This is a genomic window from Pseudomonas tremae, from assembly GCF_001401155.1.
GTDB classification, from domain to species: Bacteria; Pseudomonadota; Gammaproteobacteria; order Pseudomonadales; family Pseudomonadaceae; genus Aquipseudomonas; species Aquipseudomonas tremae.
The window spans coordinates 1-15,739 of the sequence record NZ_LJRO01000031.1; the positions used below are offsets into that span (position 1 = coordinate 1).

General features: G+C 57.0%; 14 protein-coding genes and 2 pseudogenes. 8 read left to right on the top strand and 8 right to left on the bottom strand.

What is annotated here, in order from left to right; translation table 11 throughout:
* Positions 1-156, top strand: a pseudogene (locus ALO43_RS29840) (MFS transporter); the annotation flags it as partial.
* A gap of 6 nt (positions 157-162) precedes the next feature.
* On the opposite strand, the gene ALO43_RS01580 reads toward ALO43_RS29840, so the two are convergent.
* On the bottom strand, positions 163-996 hold the full coding sequence (locus ALO43_RS01580) for a PhzF family phenazine biosynthesis protein (RefSeq protein WP_054997005.1): 834 nt from the start codon (positions 994-996) through the stop codon (positions 163-165).
* A 99-nt stretch (positions 997-1,095) separates the two neighbouring features.
* Positions 1,096-1,578, bottom strand: coding sequence for a multidrug/biocide efflux PACE transporter (locus tag ALO43_RS01585; RefSeq protein WP_080267778.1), 483 nt, complete (start codon positions 1,576-1,578; stop codon positions 1,096-1,098).
* A gap of 98 nt (positions 1,579-1,676) precedes the next feature.
* Here ALO43_RS01585 and ALO43_RS01590 point away from each other — a divergent pair, with 98 nt between their 5' ends.
* The 3 genes and pseudogenes from ALO43_RS01590 to ALO43_RS01600 all read left to right on the top strand — a co-directional run bounded on the left by ALO43_RS01590 (position 1,677) and on the right by ALO43_RS01600 (position 3,323).
* The gene (locus ALO43_RS01590; RefSeq protein ID WP_024671077.1) at positions 1,677-2,561 is read left to right on the top strand and encodes a LysR family transcriptional regulator; all 885 of its coding nucleotides are present in this window, start codon (positions 1,677-1,679) and stop codon (positions 2,559-2,561) included.
* A 141-nt stretch (positions 2,562-2,702) separates the two neighbouring features.
* Positions 2,703-3,039 (top strand): annotated as a pseudogene (locus tag ALO43_RS01595) (PAAR domain-containing protein); the annotation flags it as partial.
* A 59-nt stretch (positions 3,040-3,098) separates the two neighbouring features.
* Complete coding sequence (locus ALO43_RS01600; protein WP_024689586.1) at positions 3,099-3,323, top strand: DUF6434 domain-containing protein; 225 nt, start codon at positions 3,099-3,101, stop codon at positions 3,321-3,323.
* A gap of 51 nt (positions 3,324-3,374) precedes the next feature.
* On the opposite strand, the gene ALO43_RS01605 is transcribed toward ALO43_RS01600, so the two are convergent.
* Entirely contained in the window at positions 3,375-3,929 is a 555-nt protein-coding gene (locus ALO43_RS01605; protein WP_005890369.1) for an ankyrin repeat domain-containing protein, read from the bottom strand.
* Positions 3,930-3,990: 61 nt separating this feature from the next.
* Positions 3,991-5,523 carry a catalase KatB gene (katB, locus tag ALO43_RS01610; protein ID WP_032618688.1) on the bottom strand — a complete coding sequence of 511 codons (1,533 nt, stop codon included), beginning with the start codon at positions 5,521-5,523 and terminating at the stop codon, positions 3,991-3,993.
* Positions 5,524-6,065: 542 nt separating this feature from the next.
* Here katB and ALO43_RS01615 point away from each other — a divergent pair.
* The 3 genes from ALO43_RS01615 to ALO43_RS01625 all read left to right on the top strand — a co-directional run bounded on the left by ALO43_RS01615 (position 6,066) and on the right by ALO43_RS01625 (position 9,633).
* Positions 6,066-6,776: a GNAT family N-acetyltransferase gene (locus ALO43_RS01615; protein ID WP_005890372.1), complete on the top strand. Its 711-nt coding sequence runs from the start codon at positions 6,066-6,068 to the stop codon at positions 6,774-6,776.
* Between the two features lie 192 nt (positions 6,777-6,968).
* Positions 6,969-8,609, top strand: a complete 1,641-nt coding sequence (locus ALO43_RS01620) for a methyl-accepting chemotaxis protein (RefSeq protein WP_024671072.1) — start codon at positions 6,969-6,971, stop codon at positions 8,607-8,609.
* 142 nt (positions 8,610-8,751) lie between these two features.
* Entirely contained in the window at positions 8,752-9,633 is an 882-nt protein-coding gene (locus ALO43_RS01625) for a CAP domain-containing protein (RefSeq protein WP_054997006.1), read from the top strand.
* A gap of 28 nt (positions 9,634-9,661) precedes the next feature.
* Here ALO43_RS01625 and ALO43_RS01630 read toward each other — a convergent pair whose 3' ends face one another.
* From ALO43_RS01630 to ALO43_RS01640, 3 genes are all read right to left on the bottom strand, one after another.
* Positions 9,662-10,090: a nuclear transport factor 2 family protein gene (locus tag ALO43_RS01630; RefSeq protein ID WP_032618687.1), complete on the bottom strand. Its 429-nt coding sequence runs from the start codon at positions 10,088-10,090 to the stop codon at positions 9,662-9,664.
* A 225-nt stretch (positions 10,091-10,315) separates the two neighbouring features.
* The gene (locus tag ALO43_RS01635) at positions 10,316-11,944 is read right to left on the bottom strand and encodes a methyl-accepting chemotaxis protein (RefSeq protein WP_005890377.1); all 1,629 of its coding nucleotides are present in this window, start codon (positions 11,942-11,944) and stop codon (positions 10,316-10,318) included.
* Between the two features lie 135 nt (positions 11,945-12,079).
* Positions 12,080-12,703, bottom strand: coding sequence for a TetR/AcrR family transcriptional regulator (locus ALO43_RS01640; protein WP_005890378.1), 624 nt, complete (start codon positions 12,701-12,703; stop codon positions 12,080-12,082).
* A 223-nt stretch (positions 12,704-12,926) separates the two neighbouring features.
* Between ALO43_RS01640 and ALO43_RS01645 the strand changes: the two genes are divergently transcribed.
* Complete coding sequence (locus ALO43_RS01645; RefSeq protein ID WP_005890379.1) at positions 12,927-13,448, top strand: DUF3237 domain-containing protein; 522 nt, start codon at positions 12,927-12,929, stop codon at positions 13,446-13,448.
* A 76-nt stretch (positions 13,449-13,524) separates the two neighbouring features.
* On the opposite strand, the gene ALO43_RS01650 is transcribed toward ALO43_RS01645, so the two are convergent.
* Positions 13,525-15,645, bottom strand: coding sequence for a TonB-dependent siderophore receptor (locus ALO43_RS01650; RefSeq protein ID WP_053479651.1), 2,121 nt, complete (start codon positions 15,643-15,645; stop codon positions 13,525-13,527).
* Positions 15,646-15,739: the final 94 nt, after the last annotated feature.

Consider the following 15,739-nt stretch of genomic DNA (forward strand, 5'->3'; position numbering starts at 1 on the left):
ATCCCGGCGATTACAACAGTGGGCTACGCCGGGATTCTGATCGGTCCGGCCGCCATCGGTTTTATCGCCCACATCAGCAGCCTTGAACTGGCGTTCATGGTCGTTGCCGTAATGCTCCTGGGCGTGGCCTTCGGGGGCAGCAAGCTGCGCACCTGAACGCTGCTACAGCCTGCGCGCCATACCCGAGACCCGGATCGAACTGCCGATCTGCTCGGGGATCTCGGCGCGCAGACGCGATGGGCTGCCCATGTCTTCACCTTGCAGGATGTCGATCAGCCCGCCGTGCGGCCAGCCTATATCGCGCAGATAACCACCCAGCGCAGCCGTGGCCGCTCCAGTGGCAGGGTCTTCATACACGCCGCCGAATGCAAATGGGTTGCGGGTATGAAACATTTGATCAGTCTCCGCCCAGGCCAGCAGAATCGTCGCCCAGCCTTCACGCGCCATCAGCTCGCGCCCGGCCTGTTGGTCGTAGTGCATGGCCTTGAGCGCTGCCCGACTGTTCAGTGCCAGGACCAGATGCCCGGCACCGCCATTTATATGTGCGGGAGGGATGCGCTCATCCAGATCGCTATGCGTATAGCCGAACAGCATCAGCGCTTCTTCCAGCAGCTGCGCGCTGATCGGTTTGCTGGATGTTGCCGGTGATTGCAATGCTGCCGAGGTCAGTGAACCCCGAGCATGACCTTCGACTGTAATCTGCGCCTGATTGAGCGTCAGGTTAAACACACCGTCGCCTTGCTGCGCCGCCAGTGCTGCACCTAGCGCAATGGTGGCATGGCCGCAGAACGGCACTTCGGCCAACGGCGAGAAATAGCGCACCCGCCAGCCGTTTTCGAGCGGGACAGCAAAAACGGTTTCGGAAAAACCGACCTCAGCAGCGATCTGCTGCATGCGCGCCTCATCAGGCAGCGAGGCACCAAGCCATACACCCGCCGGATTACCACCCTGATCGCCATCGCTGAACGCGGCCAGTCTGAGTATTTCGTTTGTCATGGGTTCGGGTCCTTGCCGTGCTCAGGGGTAGACAGTGTGCTACGCAGGTGTGTGGGGAATCCAGTGAGAAAGGCGCGCAGGGTGCGCAAACTCTTCCTGTCAAAGCCCCTCACATCTGGCCATCCGTCGCTCTACCAAGCGCTCGCGCAGTGTGTCGTAGCCCCAGTTGAACAACAGGGTATAAGGCAGAAACATCAGCAGCAGGCCGATATCCAGCCAGAATGCCTGCATCAGGCTGATCGACAGCCACCATGCGGCCAGCGGCACGACAGCCAGAATAAGCCCGGCTTCGAAGCCCGCTGCGTGCAGGATGCGAGTGGTCAGGATCATGGTGAATCCGTGGGTGCGGCGCAAGCGGTCGAACAGGGCGTTGTAGGTCATGTTCCAGAGCATGGCGATGGTGGAGATCATCACCGTCATGATGCCCATCATTGCCAACGAGTGGTCCATGAGCCAGGCCAGCAGCGGCGCGACCAGAATCACACCACCTACCTCGAACAACGTGGCATGCAGCGCACGCTCACGGATGGATTTACTGGGGCCGGAGGGCTGCTGACCTGTGTGATGTTTGCTGTGACTCATGATCGGGCTTCCCTTGTGTTCGTTCACGGCAGCATTATCATCGGCCTTTGCGTTAATCTGAAAATCATTGCCATCGGGAAAACCGATAAGAGACAGTCATGAGCTATTCACCTGAGGCGCTGGAAGCCTTTGTCCAGATCGCGGCGCTGGGGTCATTCAGCGCTGCCGCCAGGCGTCTGGGCAAGAGTCAATCGACCATCAGTGAAGCGATCGCCCGCCTGGAGATCGATCTGGGGCTGGAGTTGTTCGATCGCTCATCGCGGCAACCGGTGCTTACCGATGCCGGGAGAGTGATGCTTGGTCGTGTCGACGACCTGCTGTGCGCCTCGGACCGGCTGCGACGTGCGGCTGCGCGACTGGCTGCGGGCGTCGAGCCTCGGTTGACGCTGGTGCTGTCCGATGCCAACCAGTTCGCCGATTTCGAGCGACTGATGACCGAGCTGGACGAACGCTTTCCAGAGCTGGAAATGGAGTGTGTGTTTGCCGAACATGGTGATGCGATCAGTCTGGTGCAGTCGGGCAGGGCATCCCTTGGGCTGCTTTCGGCACAAGCCAGCTACCCACCTGAAATCGGTCATGCCACCATCGATGAAAGTGCTGACTTCGGCTTGTTCGTGTCGCATGGACATCCGCTTGCCGCGCTTGAGCGGGTCGACTATCAGCAACTGGCGCGCTATCGCGCATTGCGCCTCAACACGCTGGTCGAGCACAGTATTCCTACCGACGATCTGCCCACCAGCGGCCACCGTCACTGGTCAGCGCCCAATTACCTGCTGCTGATGGACATGGCCGCTTTCGGTTTCGGCTGGTCGGCTTTGCCGCGCTGGCTGGTGTCACGTTATTCGGGCGGGCTGCTGAAGGAACTGAAGGTCTCGGGTTGGCCGCGACGTTCGGCGGTCGACATTATCTGGTCATTCGAGCGCAGCCTGGGGCCGGCCGGGGCGTGGTTGCTAGACTCATTGGTACCGTTTGCGGGGGAATGAGGCGGGAACACGACTGGCTATATTGGTCTGGTTTCATCGATAAAATTCGGAATGGTCTGACAGACCCTTATAAGTGTCTCCTTTACTGTCGTCACCCCCCGGCTTAAGGCCGGAACTGCGTGATGAACCAAGGATGCCTACATGATTTCCTCTGCAAAACTTGGCGACTTGCATGCCTGCCCGATTCCGGGCCACGGCATCACGCCCATTGTGACGGCTTCAAGCGATGTTCTGATCAACTCACTGACTACAGCGCGGGTCGGCGATATGTGTGCCTGCGGGGCGGTGATCGTTGCGGGTTTTCCATCCATCATGGTCAATGGCCGGCCCATGGCCCACCTCGGCAGTCCGAGCAGCCACGGCGGCATGTTGATCAGCGGCAGCGACGATGTGGGCGGCGGTTCTACGCCGTGACGGTACGCTGGACCCACAGCGACTCGAGACAGTGATAAATGATCCGGATCTTGCAGGTAACGCCATGTAGTGACATTTTATTACCCTGACGTCTGATCAGACATTTACTGCGGACAGGTGGATATGGCATTCGACTGGCACTCTGACCTTATTACGCGTGACACGCCGGTGGACAATCACTACCGCAATACGCAGAACGTGCGGCGTTTCATGATCGGGCAGTGCGGCGCTTCCTTCAGGTTTGATCGAGCCTTCATGGGCTGGATCAAGGACGATACGCCCAAAAGCATGGGGCAGGTGGCAGACGAGTGGTTGAGGACCCGGCCGTCGGCGTCACAGGCAACCTGAAGTCGCTTTTTTGCGCTTTGCCACTGTGCTTTCCAGGTATCCGGTTGTCGCTCAGCGAGCAGGCAGCGCCTGGAACTCACCTTTCGACAAACCCTGTACGTCGTTGCCCATGCTGTCACGGATGTTCAGGTCGGCGCCCTTGTCGGTGAGGGCTTTGAGTACCTCGGTGCGTTTGAACAGCGCTGCATACATGGCGGCGGTCTGCCCGGCATTGTTGGTCAGGTCGGGACCGCAGTCGGCCTGAACAAGACGCTTGGCGATACTCAGTTCACCTTTGAAAATTGCGCCCATCAGCGCGGTATTGCCGCGATTGTCCTTGGCGCAGGGGTCTGCACCTGCATCGATCAGCCTGGTCACCGAGTCTTCATGGCCGTGATAAGCCGCCAGGATGAGACCGGTATAGCCTTGCTCGTCCCGAACATTGAGGTCGTAATGGGCCTCGATGAATGTGTCGAGCATGGGGTTGTTGCCTTCGCGGGAGGCGTCGAAAAAAAGGCTGCGCAACTGGCTTGCAGTCTGTTCCGCCGTCAATTGCTCAGGGGGTGTCGGTTGTGTCGCGTTCGCAGCTGCCGTAAACAACAGCAAGGCGTAGATGAGATTTTTCACGGGCGTTCTCCTGGCCATGCCCGCTCCGGCGCACCAGGCACCGGAGCGGGATTTCAGCTCATCAGTCTTTCAGGTTGGCAGCCAGCGACTTGACCTTGGCCAGATCGCCTTTGGCCACTTCGGTAACCCGAGTGCCGTAGGTTGGATCTGCCTTGTAGAGGAACGACAGCATGATGTTTTTGCTTTCAGTGTCAGTGTCGGCCAGCGACTCACCGAAGCTCTGCACCAGATCAGTCTGCTCTTTAGCGTTGTAAGAGCGATAAAGGTCACCCGCCTGCTTGAAGTTCTGCTCACGCGTGATCTTCGCCTGCTGGGTGGTGCCGCTCAGCGGAAGTTCGCTGTAACGCGCCTTCTCATCCGCTGGACGCGGCTCCAGCCGGCTTGGCTCGTAGTTCACGCCGCTGGTGGTGTGGCCACTGTTCATCTTGCCATCCTGGTTGCCGTTGTTAACCGCCACTTTAGGCTGGTTGACTGGCAGGCTCAGGCCGTTGGCGCCCAGACGATACATTTGCGTGTCGGCGTAGGAAAACACACGACCTTGCAGCAGGCGGTCTTCGGAAGGCTCGATGCCTGGAACCAGGTTGGCCGGAGCCATGGCGACCTGCTCGGTTTCCTGGAAGAAGTTGTCTACGTTCTTGTTCAGCACCATCTGACCGATCTTTTTCTCGGGTACATCAGGCCAGATCTTGGTCGCGTCCAGAGGGTCGAATTCGAACTTGGCCAGGTCTTCCGGCTTCAGAACCTGCACGTACAGATCCCATTTCGGGAAGTCGCCTTTCTTGATGGCGCCCACCAGATCGTTGGTCAGGTGGCTGTAGTCCTTGGACTGGACCTGAGCAACTTCTTTCGGGTCAAGGTTCTTGAGACCCTGCAGGCTCTTCCAGTGGAACTTGACGTAGTGCACTTCGCCTTTGGCATTGACCAGCTTGTAGGCATGAACGCCGTTGCCGTCCATGAAGCGATAGCCTGCTGGCGTACCTTCGTTGGAGTACAGCAGGGTCAGCGTGCGGGTCGCTTCCGGTACGTGGGAGAAGAAGTCGAAGCGACGCGAGTCGTTGTCCAGGTTGGTACGCGGGTCAGGTTTGAACGCGTGCACCATGTCCGGGAACTTGATGGCGTCACGGATGAAGAAGGTAGGGAAGTTGTTGCCCACCAAGTCCCAGTTGCCATCGGCTGTGTAGAACTTGGTCGCAAAGCCGTGAGGGTCGCGCAGTGTTTCTGGTGAGTGGTTACCGTGAACCACGGAGGAGAAGCGGACAAAAACCGGGGTTTTTTCACCGGATTTAAAAACCGTCGCCTTGCTCAGGTCGCTGATGTCGGCCGATGCCGTGAATTCACCTTTGACACCTGTACCTCGGGCGTGCACGACGCGCTCCGGAATACGCTCGCGATCAAAGCGCTGCAGCTTTTGCAGCAGTTGCACGTCTTGCAGCAGGACCGGCCCTTGGGGGCCTGCGGTCTGGGAGTTCTGGTTGTCGCCGACTTCGGCACCATTGTCGCGAGTCAGCGTATCGGCTGCATAAGCCGCCGGAATACTGATAAGACCGGCTGCAGTCAAATGAACCACGTGTCTGGACCAGTTTAATAACGGCATTTTGAATCCCTCATATTTTTAGTAGGCGAGATAAGCTTAGGCGCGCGAACGTGAAAGGGTGATTATAAAAATGCATCGGGTTGATTAAAATAAATGCGAGCGAAAGTGTTGGATATTAGTCTTGTTTTTGTGCGTAGCTGAAATAGCAGTCGATAAATAATACTGGCAAAAAGCCTTTTTCTGGAGGGTACTAGTTTGCTACATCATTGAAATTAAGGTATTTTTTATTATATTTCGATTGCAATAATAAAGTTCTCATACCGTGCGTCAGTGACAGGTTGATGAAGGAAGCAGTAGGGGTGCCGAGTGTTTTATTTGCAAATCAGGCACCTTGATTTAATAGGGAGCTAACGTTCGGTAATATAATAGTGGGTCACGGAATAATATTCGGTAGTGGCTATTTGATAGTTGATATCGCGAATGAGTATCAACTAACGTTTATATTTATCAGCTTCTGACGATTCGGTGTTGCGTGCCTGGAAGCGTTATCATGCTTCTATAGCCAGTGCAGACAAACCACACATTCCGGAATCCGCCGCTTTATGCCAACCGTCATGCTGCTCCAGACCCCGCCCCCCGAATTCATCCGCAGCCAGATTCAGCAAATGGTCGTCGATTACGTCACCGACATCAGCCTAGTTGCCATCGACCCGAGCAACCCGCTGTACAACCTTTATCAGTATGGCGTGGGCTACGAGGTACATCTTTACCTCAATGCCATGGACGGTTCACAACATTTGGCCGTCGAACTGATTGTTGCGCTGGACGATGACGACCCGGAAATCGTATTGGGTTTTTTGTTGTATCTGCCGGTCAACGGCGACCCACAAGCCTGCGCGGTGGCCTACATGGCGGTTCTCGAAAGCCATCGTCAGCAAGGCATTGGTCGTTCAATGCTGGAGAAAATGATCGATCGATACCCGCATGCCGAACTGTACTGCGCAGTTGACAAGGTGCCTTGCTTTGAATCACTGGGCTTTCAGGTATTGGGCGCGCGGGGCCCCCAGGTCATCATGAACACCCGCGACCACGGCACTGGTGGGTTGCTGGCGGTCATGGACATTGCCCCGATCTACAGCTCGGTAGAAGTGCGGCAGATTCATGCCTATCTACTCAAACAGCATGGTAGCCAGGCAATGGTCGATGCCGAGAAGCAGCGCGATCTCCACCTTGACGAGAAGACCCGCCAAGCCAGGGAGTTTGTCGAACAACGGCCTGGCAGTAATACGTTTGGGGCTTTCAAACTGCATTAACGTGCATTGTTCATGAAACGTAGTGCACTTCATTCTCATTGCATTTACGTATTTTTATATTTGTCAAACTTTTTTACGTAAATCTCTCGGGGGATATGAACCATTCATTTGGGGTGAAGTCATTATGATATCACTGCTGCGTGATCATTTATCTCAGCGCCCCATCAGCTTCATCTCCCTCGGATACGTCTCATGAATTTCCTGCGTCAGTTAAAGTTTTCGACCAAGCTTATTTCGGCATTCATCGTTTGCGCACTGATCACGCTGGCTGTCGGCGGTCTGGGCATGGCAGGTGTTACCCGTCTGGGCAATGCGCTTGAGCTTACTTTTTCCAACAACCTGGTCTCTGTCGGCAATACCAATGAAACGCTTACCAGCCTGACAGCGCATAACCGCGGCCTTTACCGGTTGCTGGATGCGCAGGATGGCGGTGTGCCCGAGGCTGACATGGAGCGTGTTCGTCAGGCGCTGGGCGATGACCTTGCTCGTGCGCAGAAAGTTTTCGCAACCTACCGGGCCACTCCTCTGGAAGATGACGAGCGCGTCGCTGGCGACCAGTTGGAGCAAATGCTGCCTGCTTATATAGCGGGCTCTCAGCAAGTGGTCGAATTGATGAAGGCTGGCAATCTCGATAGCGCCCGCACTCGTTTGAACACATTATCCGCAGACGGATTTGCCAAGGCGCGTGGTTACTTGCGGACAATGATCGAGTCCAACAATCGCCAGATCAAGGAAGGGGCGGTGGCGGCGTCCGAGCTCAAGTCCAGATCAGTGCTGATGCTTGAGGTGGGCGTGGTTATTGCCTTTCTGGTAGCGATCATGCTGGGTGTATTCATCACTCGCATGATCACCCGACCACTGGCGGTGGCAGTAACAAGCGCCCAGCGCATTGCCGGCGGTGACCTGACTCAGCCTATCGTTTCCACCAGCGGTGATGAGGCTGGTCAGTTGCTCGATGCGCTGTCGGGGATGCAGACCGGTCTGAAACACACGATTCAGCAGATCGCCAGCGCCGCCGACCAGCTCGCTTCGGCAGCCGAGGAGCTGAGCGCGGTCACTGACGAGAGTACTCGCGGGCTGACTCGCCAAAACGATGAAATTCAGCAGGCGGCGACTGCGGTCAACGAGATGACCGCTGCAGTAGAGGAAGTGGCGCGCAATGCGGTGTCGACATCCGAAGCGTCGAAGACCGCGACGGATGACGCAATCGATGGTCGGGGTCAGGTCGATCACACTGTCAAAGGCATCACCACCATGGTTCATGAGATCACCGCATCCACGGGTGCCGTTTCTGAACTGGCCGGGCATGTCCGGGAAATCAGTAAAGTGCTCGACGTGATTCGCAGCATTGCCGAGCAGACCAATCTGCTGGCGCTCAACGCCGCCATCGAAGCAGCGCGTGCAGGTGAACAGGGCCGCGGCTTTGCGGTAGTGGCCGATGAGGTCCGTGCTTTGGCGCACCGTACTCAGGCATCGACAGTGGAAATCGAAGGGATGATCAGCACAGTGCAGTCAGGTGCCGATGGTGCCGTTGCTGCAATGGGTAAAAGCCTGACGCTGGCGACCAATACTCAGGAACTGGCGCTGCGGGCCGGTTCGGCGCTGGAAAAAATCACTATGGGTGTAGCGACCATCAACGAACGTAACATGGTCATTGCCTCCGCTTCCGAGGAGCAGGCCCAAGTGGCTCGCGAGGTTGACCGTAACCTGATCAACATTCAGGACCTTTCGACGCAGAGTGCTGCTGGCGCGAATCAGACTAGCGCTTCGAGTCAGGAACTGTCGCGTCTTGCTACCTCGTTCAATTTGCTGGTTGCCAACTTCAAGCTTTAATAGCCTCTTCCAGCAGGCATTTGTCTGGCGCACGTCTTCAGCCTTCCGGCCATGAAATTCCGGTCAGGTATGAAAAAGGCGTTGCGCCCGACCGGGTGGTATCGCGCATCATAGGCGTACTCAGCCCGAGAGAGACATTTTCATGCCTGTCATTGTTTACGCCCTGCGCCTGTCGCTCCTGAGAGTTTCGCTGTCACTTCTTGGCGCGCTGTCCCTTGGAATGTTTGCCAGTCATGCGTTGGCCAGCGACGAGACACAACTGGTCGAATCCCTGAACGCCTATCGGGGTCAGACGCAACGTTGTGGCGAGCAGGTGTCCATGGAACTGCCGCCGCTTGCCAGTGATCCGCGTCTGGTATTGCCTGCCAACGGCAATCTCGACCTGCAGCAGGCGCTGACTCGTGCCGCCTACCCGATGGTCACCGTGCAAGCGATCAGCCTGTCCGGACCGCGTGATGCGGCTTCGGCGCTCAAGGCCGTGCAAGAGAGTTTCTGTCGTGTGGTGCTGGACCCGCAGTTCGTCGACATCGGCGTCAGTCGCGAGGGCCGGGACTGGCGCATCGTGCTGGCCCGTTCGCTGGTTGCATCGCGTCTGGGTGATTGGCAGGCAGAGGGGCAGAAAATCCTCGAGATGGTCAATGTCGCCCGCACCCAGCCACGTCAGTGCGGTCCGCAGTCCTTTGCCGCGACCACGCCGCTGTCCTGGAACCTGATGCTGGGTACCGCCGCTCAGGCGCATTCACAGGCAATGGCCAATCAGAACTTTTTTGATCATAAGGATCACGACGGTCGCACGCCCGGAGATCGCACCGAGCTGGCCGGGTATGTGGGCCAGCAGGTCGGCGAGAACATTGCCGCGGGTCAGGATACTGCTCGCAAGGTGGTGGACGGCTGGCTGGCCAGCCCCGGTCATTGCGCCAATCTGATGAGCCCCGCTTATCGCGAGTTGGGTGCTGCCTACGCGATGGACCCCAAGAGTAATGCAGGCATCTACTGGACGGCGATGTTCGGCACGCAGCAGTGAGGTTTTCCGGTTTGCAGTGGTCGCCAGCCTAAAAACGAAACGCCTGGCGACCGATCAGCAGCCACTGGCCGTTTTGTTTCTGCCAGATCTGGAAGTTTTCTATCTCGGTCGGCACGACCTTGCCGCTGTTTACCGCCTGCGCCGAGAAGTGATTGCGCACCAGAGCCACGTCGCCGGAGAGCGTTATTTTCTGATTGAGCATCTTCAGTTCGTTGAAGCCGCTTCTGCCGGTTTCGATGTCTGCGATGAACGCTTGCTTGTCCTGAATAGCTCCGCTGGAGTGCCCGTAGGTGAGGTTGTCGGCAGTCAGTGCGTTCAGTTGCGCAATGTCCTTGTGCCACATGGCTTGCGTCAGTTTGTCTACGGCATTGGCCACGTCAGCTTCGTCGGAGGTCGCGGCGGTGACATATCCGCTAAACAGGCACAGAAAACCTATAAGCAATGTCAGCTTCTTCATGGGTATACCTTTTTTGTCGTTGTCGGGTTGGGGGAACCGGGACAGGCGATCAATTCATCTGTCGCCGTGCAACTTAGATCAGCGCGAGCGGCTCGACAAGTGCGATTGCGAATTCTTCAGGCCTGCAGAAGCGCAGTCTCGATAACAACCACAAAGCGCCCTGACATTGCTGTCAGGGCGCTTGGGTGTATGCTGCGCAATGTCAGGTTCCGGTTACCTTGTCACTCAGACCCGGAACTGCTTGGTCAGTCGATTCAGGCCTGAGGCCAGGCTCGACAGTTCTGCCGTGGCAATTGCAGTCTGGTTGGAACCTTCAGAAGTCTGACTGGACAGGTCGCGGATGCTGACCAGGCTTCGGTCAACCTCGCGCGCTACTTGGGCCTGTTCTTCGGCTGCGGTAGCGATCATCAGGTTGCGCTCGTTGATCTGGCTGATGGACTCGGTGATTTCGAGCAACGCCTTGCCGGCGCCGTTGGCCATTTCGAGTGTCTTTTGCGCCTGAACGCTGGTCTGTTCCATTGCCGTCACCGCATTGCCGGTACCGGTCTGAATCGAACTGACCATCTGTTCTATTTCACGGGTCGACTGCTGAGTACGGTGGGCCAGCGCCCGAACCTCGTCCGCGACCACCGCAAAGCCTCGTCCGGCCTCACCGGCGCGGGCGGCCTCGATGGCTGCGTTGAGGGCCAGCAGGTTGGTCTGTTCCGCGATGGCGCGGATTACGTCCAGCACTTTACTGATGTCGGTTGCCATGGCTGCCAGGCCTTGCACTTCGGTGGAGGTGAGTTGCACCTTGGACACCATAAGGTTGATGGCAGTGACGGTTTCATCGACTTGCGCGCGTCCGGCGATGGCGGCTGTACTGGACTGCGAGGTAACTTCCGATGCCGAGGCTGCGTTGCTGGCAACCTCTTCGACCGCAGCGCTCATCTGGTTGACGGCAGTGGCGGCCATTTCAATTTCATTGCTCTGACGCTGAATAGTGCGCGAAGCGTCTTCGGTTACCGCGTGCATCTCTTCGGAGGTGGCCGCGAGCTGGGTGGAAGAGTCGCCAATCAGGGTCAAGGCACTGCGCAGGTTGGTCTGCATGGCGGCCAGTGCCGCGATCAGTCTGGCAGCCTCGTCGGTGCCATCCAGGGGGATGTCCTTGGTCAGGTCGTTGTCGGCGATGCGTTGCGCAATGTTCAGCGACTCGCCAATGGGGCCGGTCAGGCTGCGGGTGTACATCCAGGCTAGGAGCAGCGTGGTCAGAACACCTGCGGCGATGAAAATGCCCACCATCCACAAGGTTTGCTGGTAAGCAGTGTCTGCCGTGGCGCCGGCCTTCTGGGCCTTGCTATCGTTGATGCCGGTGAGCTTCTTGAGGGTGGCTTCGACCTGATCGGCCGCGCTTTTCATTTCTCCATTGGAGGTCGCAACGGCTGCTTCGAGATTTCCCGCAGCGACTGACGCCAGGTAGCGATCCTGGGCCGCCTGATAATCGGCATTGGCCTTGGTGAGCTCATCAAATGCCTGGCGGCCTTGTGGGGTGACGATCAACTTGTTGAGGGCATCGGCATAACCAGCAATCAGCGAGCGTGATTGTTGAATATCACCCAGCGCCTTGGTCTTTCGTTCTTGCGGTTCGATCGGGTTACGGACGCGGGCATTGTTGCCTCTGATGCCTACAAACTCGCGATCCAGAGAACCAAGTAATTTGACGCTGGGCAGTACGTTGGTTTCGATGAATTTTTCGGCGGCGTTGAGTTCCGCGGCCTGACGCAGAGCCAGCAGGCCCAAGGCAACGATCATCAGGCAGAAGATGCCGAAACACAGTGCAGAACGGGGAGCGAGGTTGAGCTTTCGCAACATCATGAGTGTTTCTCCGGAGTGGGCAAAAAGGCTATCGCCCGCACGCGGTTTAACTTTGTAACAAAATAGTAAGCAAATATTTCAAAGCTTTTGAGCGCTGAAACGGCAGGTCAGGACCTGCCAGCTTCAGCCCCCAGGTCAGCGCTTTTCCATGCCCAGAAGAAACGTATCGACTGCCCGCTCGACCATGCCGCGAATCTGCTCGATGCTCAACGGCATAGGCGCCTGCTGGTAAAGGCGAATTTCTGTTTCTGCAGTCAGCAGTGCAGTGAGTTGCAGCGCCGCGATGTCCGGATCAGTCGATCGCAACTGCCCGCGCTGCATGGCTATGCGCATTGTCGATGCTATTGTCTGCAGGCACTCTCGAGGGCCCGATTCATAAAACATCATGCCGATGTCGGACTGTCCGGACTCGGCCACCACCATTCGGTACACCGCCAAGGCGCTGTCATCATTGATCAACATCATCAACATGCGCTCACCGAAGCGAGTCAGCATGGGGCGTAGTTCTATGTCGGTGCCCATCTCGTTGGTATTGCTCAGTTCCGAAACAGCCTCGGCCAGATGCGCCGTTGCCAGTCTGTTGACGACGGCGATGAACAGTTCTTCCTTGGAATGGAAATAACTGTAGATAGTGGCTTTGGAGCCACCCATGCGCTTGGTCACTTCGTTCATCGAAGCACGTTCGTAGCCCATTTCGAGGAAAACGCTTGCTGCGGCATCAATGATGGCTTCGCGGCGAGCTTCAGTACGCACCTTCATTTATATCCTTAATCCCTTGGTGAACCGCTCGGTACAGTTAGCGCAAAATTCTCTAGACTGGAACTGAACCGTTCGGTACGATTTAAGCCGAATCCGTGGAGCTTACTGGAAATGCAGACTCAGATAAATGCTGAAAGAGGGACGCTTTCTTTATCGGGTCATTCGACAGGCTGCCTTCAGTCATCCATTGCACCTATGTATCAATGATGGAGTGAACAGTTCCATGAACATCATCGATTTCAAGCAACCCGTGAAACGCTCCCATCGCGTCAGTACAGCAACGGTGCCCGTGCTCGAAAAGGTACTGACAGTCATCTTGAAAACCGATGTTCCCGTGCTCATGGGCATCTGCAGCGACGGCCTGCGCAGTAACAGCGCAATTCTGGGAGGCGAGTTCCAGGGCGAATCCTTCAGCGGTTCAGTGCTTTCCGGCGGCAGCAATCTGCTGGTCGAAATGTCATCCGAGCTGGCTGTTTTGGACACCCGTTTCACCTTGCGTACGCAGATGGGCGAGCTGATCAATGTTGAGAACAGGGGCATCATGCTCTTGGACGAGGCGGGCCAGCAGGAGCTTCAGAACGGCATATGGCCAATCAGCGAAGGCCATTACCAGTGTTCCTGCACACCACGTTTTCAGGTTTCTCTCGGTCCTAACGAGTGGCTGGAAAAGAGTGCCTTCATCGGCAAGATCGAATACCTGTACGCTCACGAAATGCTCATCAGCTTTTACCGCATGAAACCCTGACCGCTTAGCTCAGGAGCCTGCCGATTCATTCAGGCAGAAGGAGCAAGCCGGCGCGGGCGAGCTCCTGCGCAAGCATTCAGAATGTGACGCTGGCGCTCAGCCTTGCGGTGCGGGGTTCACCCACATTGACCTGCAACTGGCTGCCGGTGCTGGATGGGTAATACTGCTTGTCGAACAGGTTGTCCACGTTCAATTGCAGACGGGTTTTATAACCCGCCATTGGCACATCCCAGCGCAAGAATGCATCGGCAACGGTGTAGCTGCTCATGTAGAACGTGTTCGCGTCATCACCTGCACGTTCGCCGACGTAGCGCGCACCGCCGCCGGCATGCCAGTCACCCAGCCCGGACGGGATCTGCAGGTGGTGGGTGAGGTACAGGCTGGCCGTGTGTTTCGGCGCCTGACTCAGACGGTTGCCTTCGTTGTCAGGGTCGTCGAGTACTTCGGTGTGGGTATAGGCGTAAGTACCTATCATGTCCCAACGTTCGGCGATGCGTCCGGTCACGTCCAGCTCCACGCCCTGCGAACCTACTTTACCGGCTGCTTGGCTGATGCCAGTCACGCCAGTAGGCGTGACGACGTTTTTCTTCTCGATGTCGAACACGGCGAGGTTGACGTTGAGCTCCGGCGCCAGCGTATATTTGGCACCGACTTCGTAGCTACGGCCTTCTTCAGGATCGAACGTGGTGCCGTCGTCGTTCACTTCTTCGTTGGGCACAAATGAACGGCTGTAATTGCCATACAGCGAAAGGTCTTCATTCACCTTGAACACCAGGCCCGCCATCGGCAGGAACACATTGTCATTTTTGTCCAGGTTGGTGACGCGGTTGGCACCCAGGCCTTGGGCAATGTCCTGTTCATAATGCTGATAGCGACCGCCCAGTACCAGAATCCAGCGGTCATCCAAGTGCCAGTTGTCCTTGATGTACATGGACGTGGATGTCAACTGATTGCTGAGATTGCTGGTGGGCGCACTGACTACGCTCGGTTCGGCCAGGCTGCCGTAGGCCGGCGAAAATATATTGAAGCCGTTCTGGGCTGTATTGCGATAGGTCTTGCCGCGATACCTGTCGGAATCCTCATGTTCGGCGCCAACCAGCAGGTCGTGCTGCTGACCGAGAATGTCCTGCTTGCCGATGAAGTCCCAGCTGGCATAACGGGTTTCGTAATCGTAATGGCCGCCATTGGCCTGACGGCGCAGTACGCCGCTGCTGGACAGAGTACTGGGCTGGGCAATCGCAAGGCTGTAGCGATCATTGTTCCAGCCGTACGTCAGACGGGTTTTCCAGTCATCACTGAGCTGGTATTCGAAACGCGCGGTGGCGGTCTCGCTGATGCCCACCGTATTTGCCCACTTTTCGTCCAGCCGCTTGCCGTAGCTGATGTCGGCTGGATGACCGCCCGTGAACACGGTGCCGCGGTCAAACGGGCTGATGTAGTCGTTGTACTCGTAGGCCAGGGTCAGGCTGGCGCGTTCGCCGGTCCACGACAGCGAGGGTGCAATCAGAGTGTGTTGATCAACGCCGTAGTTGCGCCAGTAGTCCTCGCTCTGTCGTTCGGCCACCAGACGATAAGCCAGCCCTGAGTCGCCAAGCGGGCCGGTGGTGTCGACCCCAAAGCTGCCGCCGCCTTCGCTGTAGGCCGAGCCACTCAGCGTGGTGCTTTGCACATATTGCGGCTGTTTGCTGATCACGTTGATCACGCCGCCTGGCTCCATTGCTCCATACAACAATGAGGCCGGACCTTTGAGAACCTCGACGCGCTCGGTGGTTGCGCCAAAGTTCTTCGACACCACCGAGCGTACGCCGTCGCGCAGGATCGAACCGTCATCGTTAGTGCCAAAGCCGCGTTTGACCAGCGAGTCCTTGGTGTTACCTAACGTGTTGCCCTGACTGACACCACTGACGAACTTCATGGCGTCGTCCAGCGAGCGCACGTTGTAGTCGGCAATGGTCTGCGGCGTGACAACGTTGACCGATTGCGCTTCTTCCTTGATCGGCACATCACTCTTGCTGACCGTACTGGTGCTTTTCGCGCTGTAGCCTTCTTGGGGCTGCGTCGCGGCAGCGGACACCTGGGTGGCAGGCAGAACAGCGGTTTCTGCAGCCTGCACGGTACCGCTGGAGCATATCGCCAGAGACAGCGCAGACAACAGAAAAGGGCCAAGACGGCGAGTGCGTTGGGTGGAAGTGCTCAAGGGAGATGCTCTGTCAGGACGTTAATAGCAATAATTGTAATTTGATATTAATTCTCAAGTAAATAAATGAATCGCGGGCCATGGGATTTGATTG